The organism is Actinokineospora iranica, from assembly GCF_900101685.1.
Taxonomy (GTDB): Bacteria; Actinomycetota; Actinomycetes; order Mycobacteriales; family Pseudonocardiaceae; genus Actinokineospora; species Actinokineospora iranica.
In genome coordinates this window covers 97,885-112,808 of sequence record NZ_FMZZ01000008.1, presented here as the reverse complement: position 1 = coordinate 112,808, position 14,924 = coordinate 97,885, and the positions used below count along the sequence as shown (strand labels likewise).

General features: G+C 70.5%; 15 protein-coding genes. 1 reads left to right on the top strand and 14 read right to left on the bottom strand.

Annotated features, from left to right (window positions below; genetic code table 11):
* Positions 1-63 precede the first annotated feature (63 nt).
* From BLS56_RS17615 to fabI, 8 genes are all read right to left on the bottom strand, one after another.
* Positions 64-546: a YbaB/EbfC family nucleoid-associated protein gene (locus BLS56_RS17615; protein ID WP_091451931.1), complete on the bottom strand. Its 483-nt coding sequence runs from the start codon at positions 544-546 to the stop codon at positions 64-66.
* Positions 543-1,505, bottom strand: a complete 963-nt coding sequence (locus tag BLS56_RS17610; protein ID WP_091451928.1) for a hypothetical protein — start codon at positions 1,503-1,505, stop codon at positions 543-545. The genes BLS56_RS17615 and BLS56_RS17610 overlap by 4 nt, the downstream gene beginning before the upstream one ends.
* Before the next feature lie 12 nt (positions 1,506-1,517).
* Positions 1,518-1,859 carry a hypothetical protein gene (locus BLS56_RS17605; RefSeq protein ID WP_091451925.1) on the bottom strand — a complete coding sequence of 114 codons (342 nt, stop codon included), beginning with the start codon at positions 1,857-1,859 and terminating at the stop codon, positions 1,518-1,520.
* A gap of 239 nt (positions 1,860-2,098) precedes the next feature.
* A complete protein-coding gene (gene serS / locus BLS56_RS17600) occupies positions 2,099-3,364 on the bottom strand; it encodes a serine--tRNA ligase (RefSeq protein WP_091451923.1) in 1,266 nt (421 codons plus the stop codon).
* A gap of 40 nt (positions 3,365-3,404) precedes the next feature.
* Positions 3,405-4,442, bottom strand: a complete 1,038-nt coding sequence (locus tag BLS56_RS17595; RefSeq protein WP_091451920.1) for a beta-ketoacyl-ACP synthase III — start codon at positions 4,440-4,442, stop codon at positions 3,405-3,407.
* A complete protein-coding gene (locus BLS56_RS17590) occupies positions 4,439-5,038 on the bottom strand; it encodes a flavin reductase family protein (protein ID WP_091451918.1) in 600 nt (199 codons plus the stop codon). The genes BLS56_RS17595 and BLS56_RS17590 overlap by 4 nt, the downstream gene beginning before the upstream one ends.
* Positions 5,035-5,532: a MaoC family dehydratase gene (locus BLS56_RS17585; RefSeq protein ID WP_091451916.1), complete on the bottom strand. Its 498-nt coding sequence runs from the start codon at positions 5,530-5,532 to the stop codon at positions 5,035-5,037. The genes BLS56_RS17590 and BLS56_RS17585 overlap by 4 nt, the downstream gene beginning before the upstream one ends.
* Positions 5,529-6,350 carry an enoyl-ACP reductase FabI gene (gene fabI / locus BLS56_RS17580; protein ID WP_091451913.1) on the bottom strand — a complete coding sequence of 274 codons (822 nt, stop codon included), beginning with the start codon at positions 6,348-6,350 and terminating at the stop codon, positions 5,529-5,531. The genes BLS56_RS17585 and fabI overlap by 4 nt, the downstream gene beginning before the upstream one ends.
* Positions 6,351-6,611: 261 nt before the next feature.
* Between fabI and BLS56_RS17575 the strand changes: the two genes are divergently transcribed.
* Positions 6,612-7,349 (top strand): AfsR/SARP family transcriptional regulator, encoded by a 738-nt coding sequence (locus BLS56_RS17575; RefSeq protein WP_175482898.1) that lies wholly within the window; start codon positions 6,612-6,614, stop codon positions 7,347-7,349.
* 131 nt (positions 7,350-7,480) lie between these two features.
* On the opposite strand, the gene BLS56_RS17570 is transcribed toward BLS56_RS17575, so the two are convergent.
* From BLS56_RS17570 to BLS56_RS17545, 6 genes are all read right to left on the bottom strand, one after another.
* Positions 7,481-8,857 (bottom strand): acetyl-CoA carboxylase biotin carboxylase subunit, encoded by a 1,377-nt coding sequence (locus BLS56_RS17570; protein ID WP_091451908.1) that lies wholly within the window; start codon positions 8,855-8,857, stop codon positions 7,481-7,483.
* 12 nt (positions 8,858-8,869) lie between these two features.
* The gene (locus BLS56_RS17565; RefSeq protein WP_228771725.1) at positions 8,870-9,100 is read right to left on the bottom strand and encodes an acetyl-CoA carboxylase biotin carboxyl carrier protein; all 231 of its coding nucleotides are present in this window, start codon (positions 9,098-9,100) and stop codon (positions 8,870-8,872) included.
* A gap of 321 nt (positions 9,101-9,421) precedes the next feature.
* Positions 9,422-11,125: an acetyl-CoA carboxylase carboxyltransferase subunit alpha gene (locus tag BLS56_RS17560; protein ID WP_407640534.1), complete on the bottom strand. Its 1,704-nt coding sequence runs from the start codon at positions 11,123-11,125 to the stop codon at positions 9,422-9,424.
* 5 nt (positions 11,126-11,130) lie between these two features.
* Positions 11,131-11,826 (bottom strand): HAD-IB family hydrolase, encoded by a 696-nt coding sequence (locus BLS56_RS17555; protein WP_091451901.1) that lies wholly within the window; start codon positions 11,824-11,826, stop codon positions 11,131-11,133.
* Between the two features lie 4 nt (positions 11,827-11,830).
* On the bottom strand, positions 11,831-12,721 hold the full coding sequence (locus BLS56_RS17550; protein WP_175482897.1) for an AfsA-related hotdog domain-containing protein: 891 nt from the start codon (positions 12,719-12,721) through the stop codon (positions 11,831-11,833).
* Between the two features lie 410 nt (positions 12,722-13,131).
* Positions 13,132-14,775, bottom strand: a complete 1,644-nt coding sequence (locus BLS56_RS17545) for an FAD-dependent monooxygenase (protein ID WP_091451897.1) — start codon at positions 14,773-14,775, stop codon at positions 13,132-13,134.
* Between the last annotated feature and the right edge of the window lie 149 nt (positions 14,776-14,924).

The following is a 14,924-nucleotide window of genomic DNA, read 5'->3' as shown; positions in this document are numbered from 1 at the left end:
CAGGTGCACAGCCCACAACAAGCAAGGCTCCGGCCACTGCCGCGAGCAAGAGAGGCACCTTCATCATCGCTCGGTCCGCCTCAGTGAGAAAGTCTCCTCGAATGACGCCTCGTCCTCGTCCGCGTCCACTGGTGGCGGCGATGCGGTCGCGGACGCTTTGGGCAGCGACCCCGGCAGCAGCACCGGCAAGTCGCCTACCAGCCCCTCTTCAATCAACGGCTGATAAAGACTCCGCACCTCCGCCCTGGCTCGACCTGCCGCCTCCTGCGTGACCGATGAAATGACCCGGGCGAGATGATCAGCACGCAGGCCAAGCGCTTCGGGTGCGATCTCCAGATCCGTCAACATGCCACCGACGTCCACGACCGCCCGCACCAGCCCGTCTGGCGATTGCGCTTGGCCGGTGATGTCCATCGCTTGTTCTCGCGCGGCAAGCCTGCTCTCCTTACGGCGAATCGCCATAGTGTGCAGATGCGATGCCGCCCCACTCAATTGACGGGCTTGTTCGGTCAACTCTGCCGAACTGAATTCTCGATAGTCACTCATGTCGCGGAAGGCCCCTGCTCGGAGTAGCGGTCCAGGTGCTGGCCATCGGCACCAGTGGTGCCGTCAAACGGCCCGTCGGCACGGGCCGATGGCTCAGGAACGAGATCACGGGTGTCCTGCGGCACGCGGTGCCGCCCTTGATTCTCCTGAGAGAGACCGAAGGTCCCCGGGTGGAAATCCGGTGCGGTGATAATCATCGGACGAGCAGGGCGCACCTCGGACAACTTGTCGCCGGTGACTGCCGCGGCCAACTCCCGAAAAGCACGTTCGATTTTAGCCCGCTCGATGTCGACCAGTTCGAGCATACCTTCGCCGGAGTCCACGAACTCGACTATTACCCCTAGTTCGCTGTCAGCACCTTTGGCCTCCACTGCTACGCTCGTCGCTCCCGCGACCATACTTGCGGCGATTGTTCCGGCCACAACGCCAAGCGGTCCGCCAGCCGCGGTGCCCACTACAGCGCCCGCCACACCGACAACCGCGCCAACGATAGCCGCACCCACCTTCCAACCGTCCGTTGCGGCCTCCGCGATTCCGTCCAGAGTGTGCCTGACAAACTCCACGACGTCGCTTCGCATACCCTTCACGAGAGCAGCGTGTGCGGTGATGATCAGGATCATCGCGTCGATGCGGTCCTTCATCAACTCGACGCCGTCTTCCAACTGGTTGAGATAGTCGAAGAAGCCGTCTGCCGCAGAGCCGGACCAGCCGTCCAAGTCTCGCTTCGCACCATCGAAATGCAGATGCTGATCCTGGGTGATGGCTTCCTTTGCGTCATTGAGGGCCTGGATCATACTGTCCGCTGTTGATGTCTCACCGCAGGAGACGAGATCGAATATCCGCTGTATGCGTCCCTCAAGTTGAGCGGCAGCCCCGATACCCTCATCATCGTGCGCCTTCATGATGCCGATGAGGCTGTGCGCCTGATCGCTCATCTGAGCAGCCCAGTCGATGTCCATTTCTTTCCCCGACTACGCTTGCCCGTCAGCTTGACGATAGCGCGTGGCGATTTCGACGATCGCTTGCGCAGCCAAGTCGACATTGTCCCGATTATCTTGGAATACCTGCTTGACAAAGTCAAGCGTGTAGTAGCATTCGTTGCCTGGTTGCCAAAATAGATAATGCCGATATGGCATACTCGTGTCGAATCCCCCTGTGTCCATCGACGCGCCCCGAGTGTCGAACGTGCGGGTGATCCATCCGGTCGCCTCGGTCAGCTTCTCCAGTGCGGTGGACATCGATTGGCTGATACCAGGAAGCCGGTTCCTCCCCAGGTCGTCCAACGCGCTGAGGTGCACCTCGAACTCATCCACGTCGTCCCCCGGGTCCCGGTGTCGATCATTCCCGCGATCGACGCTATCAGCAACCAAGCGGCGGGGTGGCAGGTTCAGCCGGATGGGCCTGCTTGACAACCTGACGCAAGTCACACTTGCCGCGGGACCGCGACGTGGCCAGGCAGCACCAAGACCGGAAAGACAGGCGCCTGGGTGTCGAGGTTCTTGGTTGGGGGCACCGCGACTGGCTGTGCTCAGCTAGAGCCGGGCTCGTTGGGTCAGCGAACGGAAGAGCCGTCCGGGGCTATGTGGTGGAAACCGGTGTAGGGGACCAGCGCCTCGGGGATGTCCACGCCGCCGTCGGGGGTTTGGTGTTGTTCCAGGAGGGCCAGGAGGGTTCTGCCGATGGGGAGGCCGGAGCCGTTGAGGGTGGCGGGGAAGGTTTTGGCTCCGTCGCGGGCGCGGAGGCGGATTCCGGCGCGGCGGGCCTGGAAGGTGCCGGTGTCCGAACAGGACGAGATTTCCCGGTAGCGGTTCTGGCCGGAGAGCCAGACTTCGATGTCGTAGGTGAACCTCGCCGAGAAACCGAGGTCGCCTGCGGCTAGGGCGACCACGCGGTACGCCAAGTCCAGGCGCTTCAGGCATTCTTCGGCGTGGGTGAGCATGAGGTCCAGTTCGGCGCGGGAGTTTTCCTCGGGGACGATGCGCACCAGTTCCACTTTGGTGAACTCGTGCATCCGCAGGATTCCGCGGGTGTCGCGGCCGTATGAGCCCGCTTCGGCGCGGAAGCACTGGGTGCGGGCGGTCATGGCCAGCGGCAGTGCGGCCTCGTCGAGGGTTTCGGTTGCGTGGAGGTTGGTGAGGGGGACTTCGGCGGTGGGGATGAGGAACAGCTCCCGGCCGCCGACCGCGGTTGTGAACAGGTCGTCCTCGAACTTGGGGAGTTGGCCGGTGCCGGTCATGGTCTCCCGGGTGACCAGGGTGGGCACCGAGTACTCCGTGTACCCGTGTTCGCGGGCGTGCAGGTCCAGGAAGAACGCGGCGAGGGCGCGTTCCAGGGCTGCTCCGGCGCCCCGGGTCACGGCGAAGCGGGCGCCGGAGAGCTTCGCGGCGCGCCTCAGGTCGAGGATGCCGGTGGTCTCGCCGATGTCGGCGTGGTGGCGGGGCTCGAAGGGGTAGTCCCGTGGCTCGCCGACGCGGCGGATCTCCACGGCGTCCTCTTCGGACTTTCCGTCGGGGGCGTCGTCTGCGGGGAGGTTCGGCACGACCATCAGGAAGTCGGTCAGCTCGCGCTGGACTTCCTTCTGGCGGGTCTCGACCTCGTGGATCTGCTCCTTGACCTCCTTGGCCCGGGCGCGGACCGCCGCGCCGCCCGTGCGGCCCTCCTTGGCCAGGCGATTGGCTTCCCCGCGCAGTTTCTGGGTGCGGTCGGTCAGTTCGGCGCGGGTGCGCATCAGCTCCGCCAGCGCGGGCAGGTCCAGGGTGTGGCCGCGCCGGGCCAGGCGGACGGCGGCTTCTGGGCCGAGGGCTCGGGCGTCGTGCACGGTGGGGCTCCTTGGCTGTCGGGGTGGCGCGGCGGGCGGGTCAGCTCGCGGCGGCGATGGCGGCGCGCGGCGGGGCGGCGATGTGCGCGGTGACCTCCGGCCACACCAGGGTCGTCGCGCCCCAGGTGAGGCCGCCGCCGAACGCGGTGAGCAGCAGGCGCTGCCCGGCGCGGATGCCGCCCGCGGCGGTCGCCTCGGCCAGCAGGATGCCGATGGACGCCGCAGCCGTGTTGCCGACGCACTCCACATTGGACACAGTTTGGCGCTCCTGGAGGCCAAGGCGTTCGCCCACCGCGGCCGAGATGCGCGCGTTGGCTTGGTGCGGCACGAACTTGTCTATATCGGACATCGTCAAACCGGCCCTTCCCAACGCTTGCATGGCCGAGGACGCCATGCGCTCCACCGCGTGCCGGTAGACCTCGCGGCCGCGCATCCGGAAGTAGTAGTCCTCCGGCTCCGCCGCCGCACCGGAGGAGCGCTGCCGGGAGCCGCCCGCCGGGATCTGGATCAGGTCGGCCAGACCGCCGTCGCTGCCGAGCACCAGCGGGCCGACCGCGCCCGGCTCGTCCGGCGCGCCCGCGCGCAGCACCAGGGCGCCCGCGCCGTCGGCGAAGATGACCGCCGTGCCGCGGTCCTTGGGGTCGATGATCGTGGAGAACGTCTCCGCGCCGATCATCAGGACCGACTCCGCGTTGCCCGCGGCGATCAGGCCGACGGCGCTGGACAGTCCATAGAGGAATCCTGTGCACACGGCGTTGACGTCGTGCGCGGAGATCCCGGTCAGCCCGAGCCGGGTGGCGACCTCGGGCGCGGTGGCCGGGCACAGCCGGTCGGGGGTGGTGGTGGCGACCACGACCGCGTCGACCCGGCCGACGCCTGCCGAGCGCAGCGCCAGCTCCCCGGCGCGGGTGGCCAGGTCGCCGGTGGACACGCCGGGGTCGACCCAGCGGCGCGCGCCGATGCCGGTGCGGCTGCGAATCCACTCGTCGGAGGTGTCCAGGTACCCGGCGAGCTCGGCATTGGTGACCACGCGCTGGGGCAGCGACGCGCCGACCCCCACGACGACCGCGGCGGTCATCTCGGCGCTCCGGTGACAGTGGGCATGGCGGCCGGTCCTTCCTCTGCCGACCCCGTGCGGCGCGCGGAGTCCGGGTGGGCCTGCCGCTCCGGCAGGCTGCGCAGCGTTCCGTCGTGCAGTTGGCCCGCGTAGCTCAGCAGCGGGACGCCCTCGCCGGGCACGCCTGCGAACACCTCGGCGACGAGCAGGTGGTGATCACCCGCTGGGGTGTGCGAGCGCAGGCCGCAGCCCAGTCCGGCAAGCGAGCCGTCGATGAGCGGCGCGCCGCTGTATGGGTCGGGAGTCCAGGCCACGCAGTCGAACTGGGCGAGCCCGCGCGGACGGTCCGGGTCGGCGAACCAGCTCGCCAGCGCGGCCTGGTGCGCGCCGAGGATGTTGACCGCGAACCGGGCTCCCGCCTCGCGCACCAGGTCGGCGAACAGCGAGCCGCGGCGCAGCGACGTGCCCAGCAGCAGCGGGTCGCGGGACACCGCGGCGACCGAGCTCACGGTCGCGGCGTGAGCGCGGTCGCCGTCGCGGAAGGTCAGCACCGCGACGCCGGAGGCCAGTTTGCGCAGCGCGACCCGGCTCCGGGTCGCGGTCTCCTCGGTGATCATGCGTGGGCTCCTTCGCACCCGGGAGCGAGCACGGCGGCCTGGTGGTAGAGGAAGATCGTCTCGGCTTTGAGAGCCGTGCCCGGCTGGCCGTCGACTTCGACGGTCACCGTCAGCCCCACCTCGTGGAAGCCGCGCGGGCGCTGGCGGGCCGACGCCAGCCGGACGGCGCCGCGCACCCGGGCCCCGACCAGCACGGGGTTGGCCAGGCGCACCTTGTCGAAGCCCTTGTTCACGATGACGTCGACGCCGTCGACGGTCACCGCGTCGGTGATCATCGACGGCAGCAGCCCCAGGGTGAGCAGGCCGTGCGCGACCGGCGCGCCCCAGGGGCTCTCCGCGGCCGCGCGCCTAGGGTCTACGTGAATCCACTGGTGGTCGCCGGTGGCGGCGGCGAACTGGTCGACCGTGGCCTGGGTCAGCTCGTGCCAGCGGCTGACGCCCAACTCCTGCCCGACCAGGCCCGGCAGCTCGTCGAGGCGCACGACCCTGGTCATCGGACGGCCGCGGTCTCGAACTGGGCCGCCTCGGCCGCCACCGGCTTGGGCAGGGCGCCGCCGATGGCGTGCACGCCGCCGTCGACGTGGATGACCTCGCCGGTGACCCCGGGCAGCCAGTCCGACCAGAGCGCGCAGACGGCGCGGCCGACGGCGGTGGCGTCGCGGTCGTCCCAGCCGAGCGGGGCGCGCTCCTGCCAGACGTTCTCGAACACCTCGAAGCTCTTGATGGCCGACGCGGCGACCGTGCGCAGCGGGCCTGCGGCGACGAGGTTGACCCGGGTGCCCGCTGGGCCGAGCGCGTGCGCCAGGTAGCGGGCGCAGCTTTCCAGGCCCGCCTTGGCCACGCCCATCCAGTCGTAGCCGGGCCAGACCACGTCGGCGTCGAAGTCCAGGCCGACGATGGAGCCGCCGCCGGCGCGGGCGAGCAGGGGCGCGAACTCGCGGCCGACGGCGGCCAGGGAGTAGGTGGACACGTGCAGCGCGGTGGCCACGTCCGTCCACGGCGCGGTGAGGAAACCGCCGTCGAGCGCGGCCGCGGGCGCGTAGGCGACCGCGTGCAGGATGCCGTCGAGCGCGCCCCACTTCTCGTCCAGCCGGTCGGCGACGGCGGTGACCTGCTCTGGGACGGTGACGTCCAGCTCCAGCACCGGGCAGCCCAGGGCCTCGCCCAGCCGCTCGGTGATCCGCAGGCCCCGGCCGAACCCGGTGAGCACGACCTCGGCGCCCTCATCGATGGCGAGCCGGGCTGCGGCGTGCGCGATCGATTTGGTCGACACCACACCCGTGACAAGCAATCGCTTTCCCTGCAGGAGCATCGTTACCTCATCGCGTAGACGGTTCGGCCCGGTGCCGATGCTGGACCGCGCGCCTGACAGGCGGTTGATGGGGAGCTGACCGCTGCCCATTGGGACAGTTGGCGTATAAGACTCAGCAAACTGAGTAAAACCTGGGTCATACTTGCATCAGTGTTCTGATTCGTGGAAGCATTCTGAGCTAACAGACCCAGCCAAGGGGGCGCCCGCATGTTGACCTATCGAATACTTGGACCCATTGAGATCCAGGCCGGGGGCGAACCGGTGGAGATCAGCGGGACCTTCCAGCGGACCCTGCTTGCCGCGCTACTGGTCAATCACGATCGGCTCGTGCTGACCGAGTCGCTGATCGGTGAACTCTGGGAGCACAATCCGCCCCGCAACGCCGAAAACGCCTTACAAGCGCACATAAGCAGACTCCGCAGACGGTTACGCGGAGTCGACCCGGCGAGAAAGTCCCCGCGCTTCCTCAGTATGCCATCGGGCTACCGGCTGTGCCTCAACGGCGACGCCTTCGACGCCGACGTGTTCACCCACGCCCTGCTCGACGTGCGGGCGAACCCGTCGAACAACCCGCTGGAGATGATCGGCAAGCTGCGCACGGCGCTGACCCTGTGGCGCGGGCCGACCTTCGGCGGCACCCTCGGCGGCTTCATCTGCCAGGCCGCGGCGGTCCGGTACAAGGAATACCGGGCGGCGGCGCTGGAGCGGCTCTACGAGGCCGAGCTGATGATCGGCAGGCACAACGAGATCGTCGCCGAGCTCAGCGAGCTGGTGGAGTCCGAGTCGCTCAACGAGCGGCTGTGCCAGCAGCTGATGGTCGCGCTGTACCGCTGCGGGCGCCAGCGCGACGCGCTCGCGGTCTACCAGCGGATGCGCGCGCGGCTGATGGACGAGCTCGGCGTCGAGCCGTCCCCGGTGCTGCAGAAGTGCCAAATGGCGATCCTGGCCCACGACGCCGTTCTCCAGCCCCGGCCCGCACCGGTTCCCTCCTTGACCTGAGCGCCGACTCCCCACCAGCCCCGCCTTTCTCCGGAAAGGCGGGGTTCTTTCTTTCCCACAGCTTTATCCGGAAATGAGACAACGCCGAATACCGGGCGCGGGGAGCGCGCCCGGTATTCGGCTGTTGCGGGTCAGAGCTCGGTGTCGCTCAATTCCCCCGTCGCCGTGAGGTGATTCTCCACGAAATCGAGCCGGTGGGTGCCTGCCCGGAACCGGGGGTGCGCCATCAGCGCCCGGTGGAACCCGATGGTGGTGGCGACCCCGGCGCAGTCGAACTCGGCCAGCGCCCGGTCCATCCTGGCCATCGCCTCCGCGCGGGTGTCCGCGTGCACGATCACCTTGGCCAGCAGCGAGTCGTAGTACGGCGGGATGCGGTAGCCGGGGAACCCGTGGGTGTCCACCCGCACGCCGGGGCCCGCGGGCGGGACGAACCGCTCCAGCGTCCCGAACGAGCCAGCCCAGCCGTTGGCCGCGTCCTCGGAGTTGATCCGGCACTCGATCGCGTGGCCGGTCATGGCGATGTCGGCTTGGCCGAAGGCCAGCGGCTCGCCCGCGGCGACCCGGATCATCCAGGCCACCAGGTCGACGCCGCTGCGGACCTCGGTCACCGGGTGCTCGACCTGGATGCGGCTGTTCATCTCCATGAAGTAGAACTCAGCCGCCGGGTCGACCAGGAACTCCACGGTGCCCGCGCTGGAGTAGCCGACCGCCCGCGCGCCCGCCACCGCCGCCGCGCACATCCGCTCGCGCATCTCGGCACTGAGCACAGTGGACGGTGACTCCTCGACCAGCTTCTGCTGGCGGCGCTGGATGGAGCAGTCCCGCTCACCCAGGTGCACGATCGAGCCGTGCTGGTCGCCGAGGATCTGCACCTCGACGTGCCGGGCGGCGGTGATGAACGACTCCAGGTACACCCGGTCGTCCAGGAAGATGGTGCGGGCGGTGTGCGCGACGTCGGCGAGCGCGTCGGCGAGGTCTTCCGGCCGGTGCACGACGCGCATCCCCTTGCCGCCGCCGCCCGCCGCCGCCTTGAGGATCACCGGGTAGCCGATCTCGGCGGCCCGCTCGGCCGCCTCGGCCGGGCCGCTGAGCGGGTCCTCGCTGCCCGGCGGCACCGGCAGGCCCGCGGCGGCCATCGCGCGGCGGGCGTTGGTCTTGTCGCCCATCGCGGTGATCACCTCGGGCGTCGGCCCGATGAAGGTGATGCCGAGATCGCCGCAGACCCGGGCGAAGTGGGCGTCCTCGGAGAGGAAGCCGTACCCCGGGTGCACCGCGTCCGCGCCGACCTTGCCCGCGGCGTGCACGAGCGCTGGCACGTTGAGGTAGCTGCGCGGCGACGGGCCCGGCCCGACGCAGACGGCCTCGTCGGCCAGCCGCACCGCCCGCGAGTCGGAGTCCGCGGCCGAATACGCCACCGCACTGGGAATGCCCAGCTCGCGGCACGCCCGGATCACCCGCACGGCGATCTCGCCCCGGTTGCACACCAGGACCTTGCCGATCCCATCCATTATGGACACTCCTCAGGCCGGGTCGATGCGGAACAGCGGCTGGCCGTACTCGACCACATCGCCGTCGTGGGCGAGGACGGCCCCGATGACACCCGCGCGGTCCGCGACGACCTCGTTGAGCATCTTCATCGCCTCCACGATCGCCACCTGCTGCCCGGCCACGACCGCGGAGCCCACTTCGACGAACGGGGGCTTGCCCGGACCGGGGGCCTGGTAGAACACACCGACCAGCGGCGCGGTCACCTGGTGCCCGACCGGCCCGCTTTCCTGTTCCGGCAGCGGCTCCCGGGTGACCGGAACAGCCGACGGCGCGCCAGTGGGGGGCCTCCACCTCCCACTGGATGCCGCCGAGGGACACCGCGATCCGCTGCGCGCCGGTGCGCGCCAGGATGTCCGCGAGCGTGCCCGCGCCCGCCAGCACGGCCTCGACCTGGGCGCCGTCGAACCGCACGAACCCCTCGAAGCTCGGTGGGCCGTCGCTACGCGGGGGCGGCTCGACGTGTCGGGTCAGCCGTCCGCGCGGGACCTCCGCCAGTTGCGCGGTGGTGTCCAAAGGAGACATGGTCAGTGCCTTTCGCTGATGTCGGTGCTGCCCTCGGCGAACCTGCCCGCCGCGCGCAGCCTGCGGTACCTGCAATCCAGCAGGACCCGGACCGGGATCTGCCGGAGTTCGGCCAGTTCCTGGCGCAGGGCGTCCTTGACCGCCCTGGCCGTGCCCGGGTGGTCGAGGTGGGCGCCGCCGGGCGGTTCCGGGACGATCCGGTCGGCTATCCCGCACTCGCGCAGTTCCCGGGCGGTCAGCCGCAGCGCCGCGGCGGCCTCCGGCGCGCGGCCGGAGTCGCGGAACAGGATCGACGCGCAGCCCTCCGGGCTGATGACCGAGTAGATCGTGTTGGACAGCATCAGCAGCCGGTCGCCGACACCGAGCGCGAGCGCCCCGCCGCTGCCTCCTTCACCGACCACAATGGACACGACGGCGGTGCCGAGACCGGCCAGCAACGCCAGGTTGTCGGCGATCGCGCCGCTCTGGTTCTCCTGCTCGGCGCGGATTCCGGGGAACGCGCCCGGGGTGTCGATGAAGGTCACCAGCGGCATTCCGAACCGCTCGGCGTAGCGCATCAACCGCGCTGCCTTGCGGTAGCCGGACGGGTGCGGCATCCCGAAGTTGCGCGCGACGCCCTCCGTGGTGCCTCGGCCCTTGCGGTGCCCCACGACCACGACCGGCGCGCCGTCGAGCAGCGCGAGGCCGCCGACGATCGACGGGTCGTCCTCGCGGGCCCGGTCGCCGCGCAACTCGATGAAGTCGTCGAACACCGCGGCGATGTACTCGCCCAGGTGCGGGCGCCCCGGGTCGCGGGCGAGCCGCACGGTCTCCCACGCGCCCGCGGCCACACCGCAGGCGGGCTCGGCCTGCTCACCGGGCTCGGGCGCGCCGTCCGCCGCGTGCCAGCGCAGCACACGGCCGATCGCGCGCCGAAGCTCGGTTCGCGCGACCACGGCGTCGATGTGCCCGTTGTCCACCAGGAACTCGGCGGTCTGGAAACCGGCGGGCAGCTTCTGCCGGATGGTCTGCTCGATGACGGTCGGCCCGGCGAAGCCCGCGCGGGCACCGCGCTCGGCGATGATCACGTCGCCGAGGCTGGCGAACGAGGCGCTGACACCGCCGTACACCGGGTCGCACAGCACCGACACATACGGCACGCCCGCGTCGGACAGCCTGCGCAGCGACGCGGCGGTCTTCGCCATCTGCATCAGGGAGAAGATCCCCTCCTGCATCCGGGCTCCGCCGGAGGCGGAGCAGACGACCAGCGGCGTCCGGGTGCGCAACGCGTGCTCGGCGGCGCGGCTGACCTTCTCCCCCACGACCGAACCCATGCTGCCGCCCAGGAAACCGAAGTCCAGGACCGAGAGCACCGCGGGCAGGCCGCTGATCCGGGCCACCCCCCAGCGCGCCGCGTCCTGCCTGCCGGTCTTGCGGACCGCGGCGGCCACCCGCTCCGGGTAAGGCTTGCTGTCGGTGAACCCCAACGGGTCCAGCGCCGCGAGGTCGGCGTCGTGCTCGGTGAACGTGCCCGGGTCGGCGAGCAGGTCGATCCGCTCGGCCGCCGACAGCGGGAAGTGGTGGCCGCACTCGGGGCAGGTGGCGGCGTGCTCGCGCAGCCGGGGACCGTAGAGCCCGGCGCCGCAGCCCGCGCACTTCACCCACGTTCCCACTGGCACGTCGGCGATCCGCGCCCGGATCACCTCGGCTCGGGTCTGGTCCAGCATCTCGGTCATGGCAGTGGTGCTCCCGCGGATAGGTGGTGGGCGACGGTCTCGCGGTACGGCGCGGGGCCAGGCAGCGCGCGCCAGCCGCGCCGCACCGCGAGCGGGGACAGCACCGGGTCGGCCCCGACCACGACCGGCGTCCCGACGGTGTCGAGCATCGGCAGGTCGGAGGCGTGGTCCCCGTACGCGTGGCAGTCGGCCGCGGCGATCGCGTGCGCGGCAAGGTATGCCCGCGCCGCGGTGGCCTTCGCCGCGCCGATCATCGTGCGCTCGGTTTCCCCGGTGTAGCGGCCGTCTGCCACGACTGGCAGCGAGCAGAGCACGTCCGCCGCGCCGACCGCGGCGGCGATCGGGTCAAGGCACGCGGGAAACGCCCCGGACACCAGCACGATCCGGGCGCCGCGGGCGCTGTGCGCGCGCAACTCGGCCAGCACCGGCTGGTGGAACAGCCGGTCGCGGACCTCGGCGAACCACGCCCGCCCCTGCGCGGCGACGGAGGCGACGGAAAGCCCGGCGTAGAGCCGGAAGTAGGCGCGGTTCGCCTCCACGCGGTCCAGGCCGACGACCGGGGCGAGCAGCCGCCACGCGCTGACGCGGGGATCGCGCGAGCGGTGCATCCGGTGGTCGAGGAAGTCGATGCAGCTGTTGAGCGTGATCAGGGTTTCGTCGACGTCGAAGAACGCCGCGCCGCGGGCGCCCATCGGCTCAGGAGCTCAAGCCGACCCGCGCGGGCGAGCGCAGGCCTGCCGTGCTCGCGCACACGCGCGTCGCCGCGGGCGGGGAAACCGGGCCGTGGTCGCGTTCCGCGGCGGCGTGCGCCTCGATCGCCCGCCCAGCCAGCGTTTCCTCTTGGCGGGCCAGGCCGCGGGCGCGCACGATCTGGAACTCGGCGGCCAGGCGGGCGGCGACCTCGCCGCACTGGGTCACCACGACCTCGGCGGTGAACTCCATCCGCGCGGGCTTGGAGGTCGCGAGCTTGACCAGCTCGACCACCAGCTCGGCGGCGATCGGGAACACATAGCGCTCGAAGGCCACGTTCAGCGAGCCCAGCACCATGGCGAAGTCGGACTCGGCAACGGCGGGCTCGGCAAGGTTGGACTTGGCGCTGGCGGACTCGGCGCTGGCGGTGAACACGAAAGCCTTGGTGGCGGCCAAGATGGACTGCCGACCGGCCTCGATGACCACCATGCCGGACAGGTGCTGGCCGGTCACGTGGTCGGTGACCAGCTCGTTGCGGTCGGACAGGCGCAGCCGGGCGGCGAGGGTCGTCGGGCCGCGGCGCTCGACGTCGGCGAGCAGGACGTTCTCATCGCGGCGCTTGTGCACGTCGGCGGCGGGGACTACGGCGGGCAGGCGGGTGGGGAGCAGGAACCGGTCGAGCAGTCCGCGCCGCGACAGCTCGGCGCGGACGGTGTCCCAGTCCGACTCGTCCACTCCCTGGCCCGCCACGAGTCTGACCGGCTCGGCTAAACCGTCGCATAACCCGCTGCGCACGTTGCCGATGAACCGGTTCACGGTCTCGACGCGGTCCTTCGTCGCGAAGGCGGCGAACCGGTCACCCACCAGGTAGGTGGTGTCGAGGAGCTCTGCGTCCATGGTTGTCCCCTTGTCACGTGCTGAGCGGTGTCGTCCAGGCGAGCCGAGTACCAATGTGCTGACTCTCATTAGAACTCAAAGTCAACAGCGGGCGTGTTATCCCCAACAGCATGATGGCTACTATCCACTCGCGAAGTCAAGGACTGGACCACTATACCTGATGAATACCTGAATACGTTGGAGCGTAACGATTTTCGCGTTCCGAGCGACGTCGAGAACGTGCCATTGGACGCGATAAGCGGCGGTCTTGGGAATGTTTAACATCGGACCTTCCCGCCAAAAGGCGCAGCGTTTCGGGCGTTCGGCCGCAGCGCCGCCAGTATTCATGACATTGACCGAGCACAATGATTAACAAATCGTTGAGCACTGACGAAATACTGACGCGGCAATGACGCCAGGAGGTCCGGCGGCTAGCGGAGCACCGGCCTGCCGGGCTCGACCGGACGGCCGTTTTCCCGGTACAGCAGCGTTTCCAGTCGTTTCCGCAGGACGTGCGCGTGCCGTTCCGCGACCCGGTCCAGCACATAGTGATCCGGGCGGATCAACACCAGCGTCGCAAGCCGACCGCCGCGCCTATCGTCCTGTTCGGACAGCCCGCTTCGGAGTTCTCCGTCGTACAGCGTGCGGACGTCGACCGCGCTCGACCACTCGGCGGCGACGCGATCGGCCAACTCGCGCAACGCCGGGCCGGGCACGCGCCCGCGGCGGTCGATCAGCAGCGTGAAACGGCCCGGGTCCAGCGCTTCCCGCAGCGGTACGGCGGTCCCGTCCACCAGCACCGGCCACGCGGGCGCCAGCGCGCCTGGCCGGTACGGCGACCGGCGGGCGTCGCGCGGGCGCGCGTCGGTCGGGTAGCGCACCCGCAGGCCCGCGAGCCGGGGCAGGTAGCCGATATCGGCGAGCCGGATGGCCGAGACGGCGCGGGCGGCGAGGTCGCGCGCGACCCGCAGGCCGCGGTTGCGCAGCAGCCACGCCTTGGTCTGCAGGTCCGCGTCGCGCACCACGGCGGCCACCGCGGCGCGGCGCTCCGGCTCGTAGGTGTCCAGCAGCGCGGGCGCGGCCCCACCGCGCCAGACCATGGCCAGCTTCCAGGCCAGGTTGTGCGCGTCGCCGACGCCGGTGTTGAGCCCCTGCCCGCCCGCCGGGCTGTGCACGTGCGCGGCGTCGCCCGCCAGGAAGACCCGGCCCGCGCGCATCCGGCCCGCGTGGCGGGCGTGCACGGCGAAAGCGCTGCACCACACTGGTTCGGTCGCGGTGAGCCCGCCGGGGCCGCGCTCGTCGAGCAGCCGCTGGACCACAGCCAGGGCGCCGTCCGGGTCGGCGCCGAACTCGGCGCGGCCGAGGCCGGGCGGCGCGGAGGTGAACACGCGGAAACGCCCGTGCGGCATACCGATGAGGGCCAGGATGCCGTGATCCGAGACGAAGTAGTAGGCCTTGTCCGCGTCCAGGACGCGGTTCTCGCCGTGGAGGCGGACGTCGGCGAGCAGGAAGTCGATCGGGTAGGTGACGCCGTCGAACGGGATGCCGAGCAGTTTGCGAACCGTGCTGCCCGCGCCGTCGGCTCCGACGACATAGGCGAACTCGGCGCACTCGGTCCCGCCGTCCGGCCCGGATAATCGGGCCCGCACGCGGTGCTCGCTCTGCTCCAGTCCGACCAGCCGGGTGCGCCACCGCACCGAGCCGCCGCGGTTGGTGAGCGCGGCGAGCAGCGCCCGCTCGATCGCGGGCTGGCCGACGATCATCGGGCGGGTGTGCGCGCGGAAGTCCAGCGACAGCACCGGGCGGTTGGCCGAGAAGTAGCGCAGGCCGCCGCACGGGTGGCCCAGCGCCGGATCGCGCAGGTCGACGCCGAGCCCACGCAGGATCTCCAGCAGCCGCGGCCACGCGGCCAGCGACCGGCTGTGCTGGTACGGCCCCTCGGCCGCGTCGACACAGCGGACCGGGATGTTCGCGCGCAGCAACTCCGCGGCGGCGGTGAGGCCGACCGGGCCCGCTCCCACGACGAGAACGGGCAGCTCGCTGGCCGCGGCGGCCGACTCCGACTGACCGGTCATGAGCTTCCTTCGGTTGCCCGGCAACCACTGTCGACGGGGAGCCGTATCAGTTTCCTTACTCAAGTGAGGGACCTTACCCGGACAGCAGCCGCCAGGGGAACACCTTGCGCACTGCCCTTTGGGGCTAGGCTGAACCCTGTCCGCCGAAC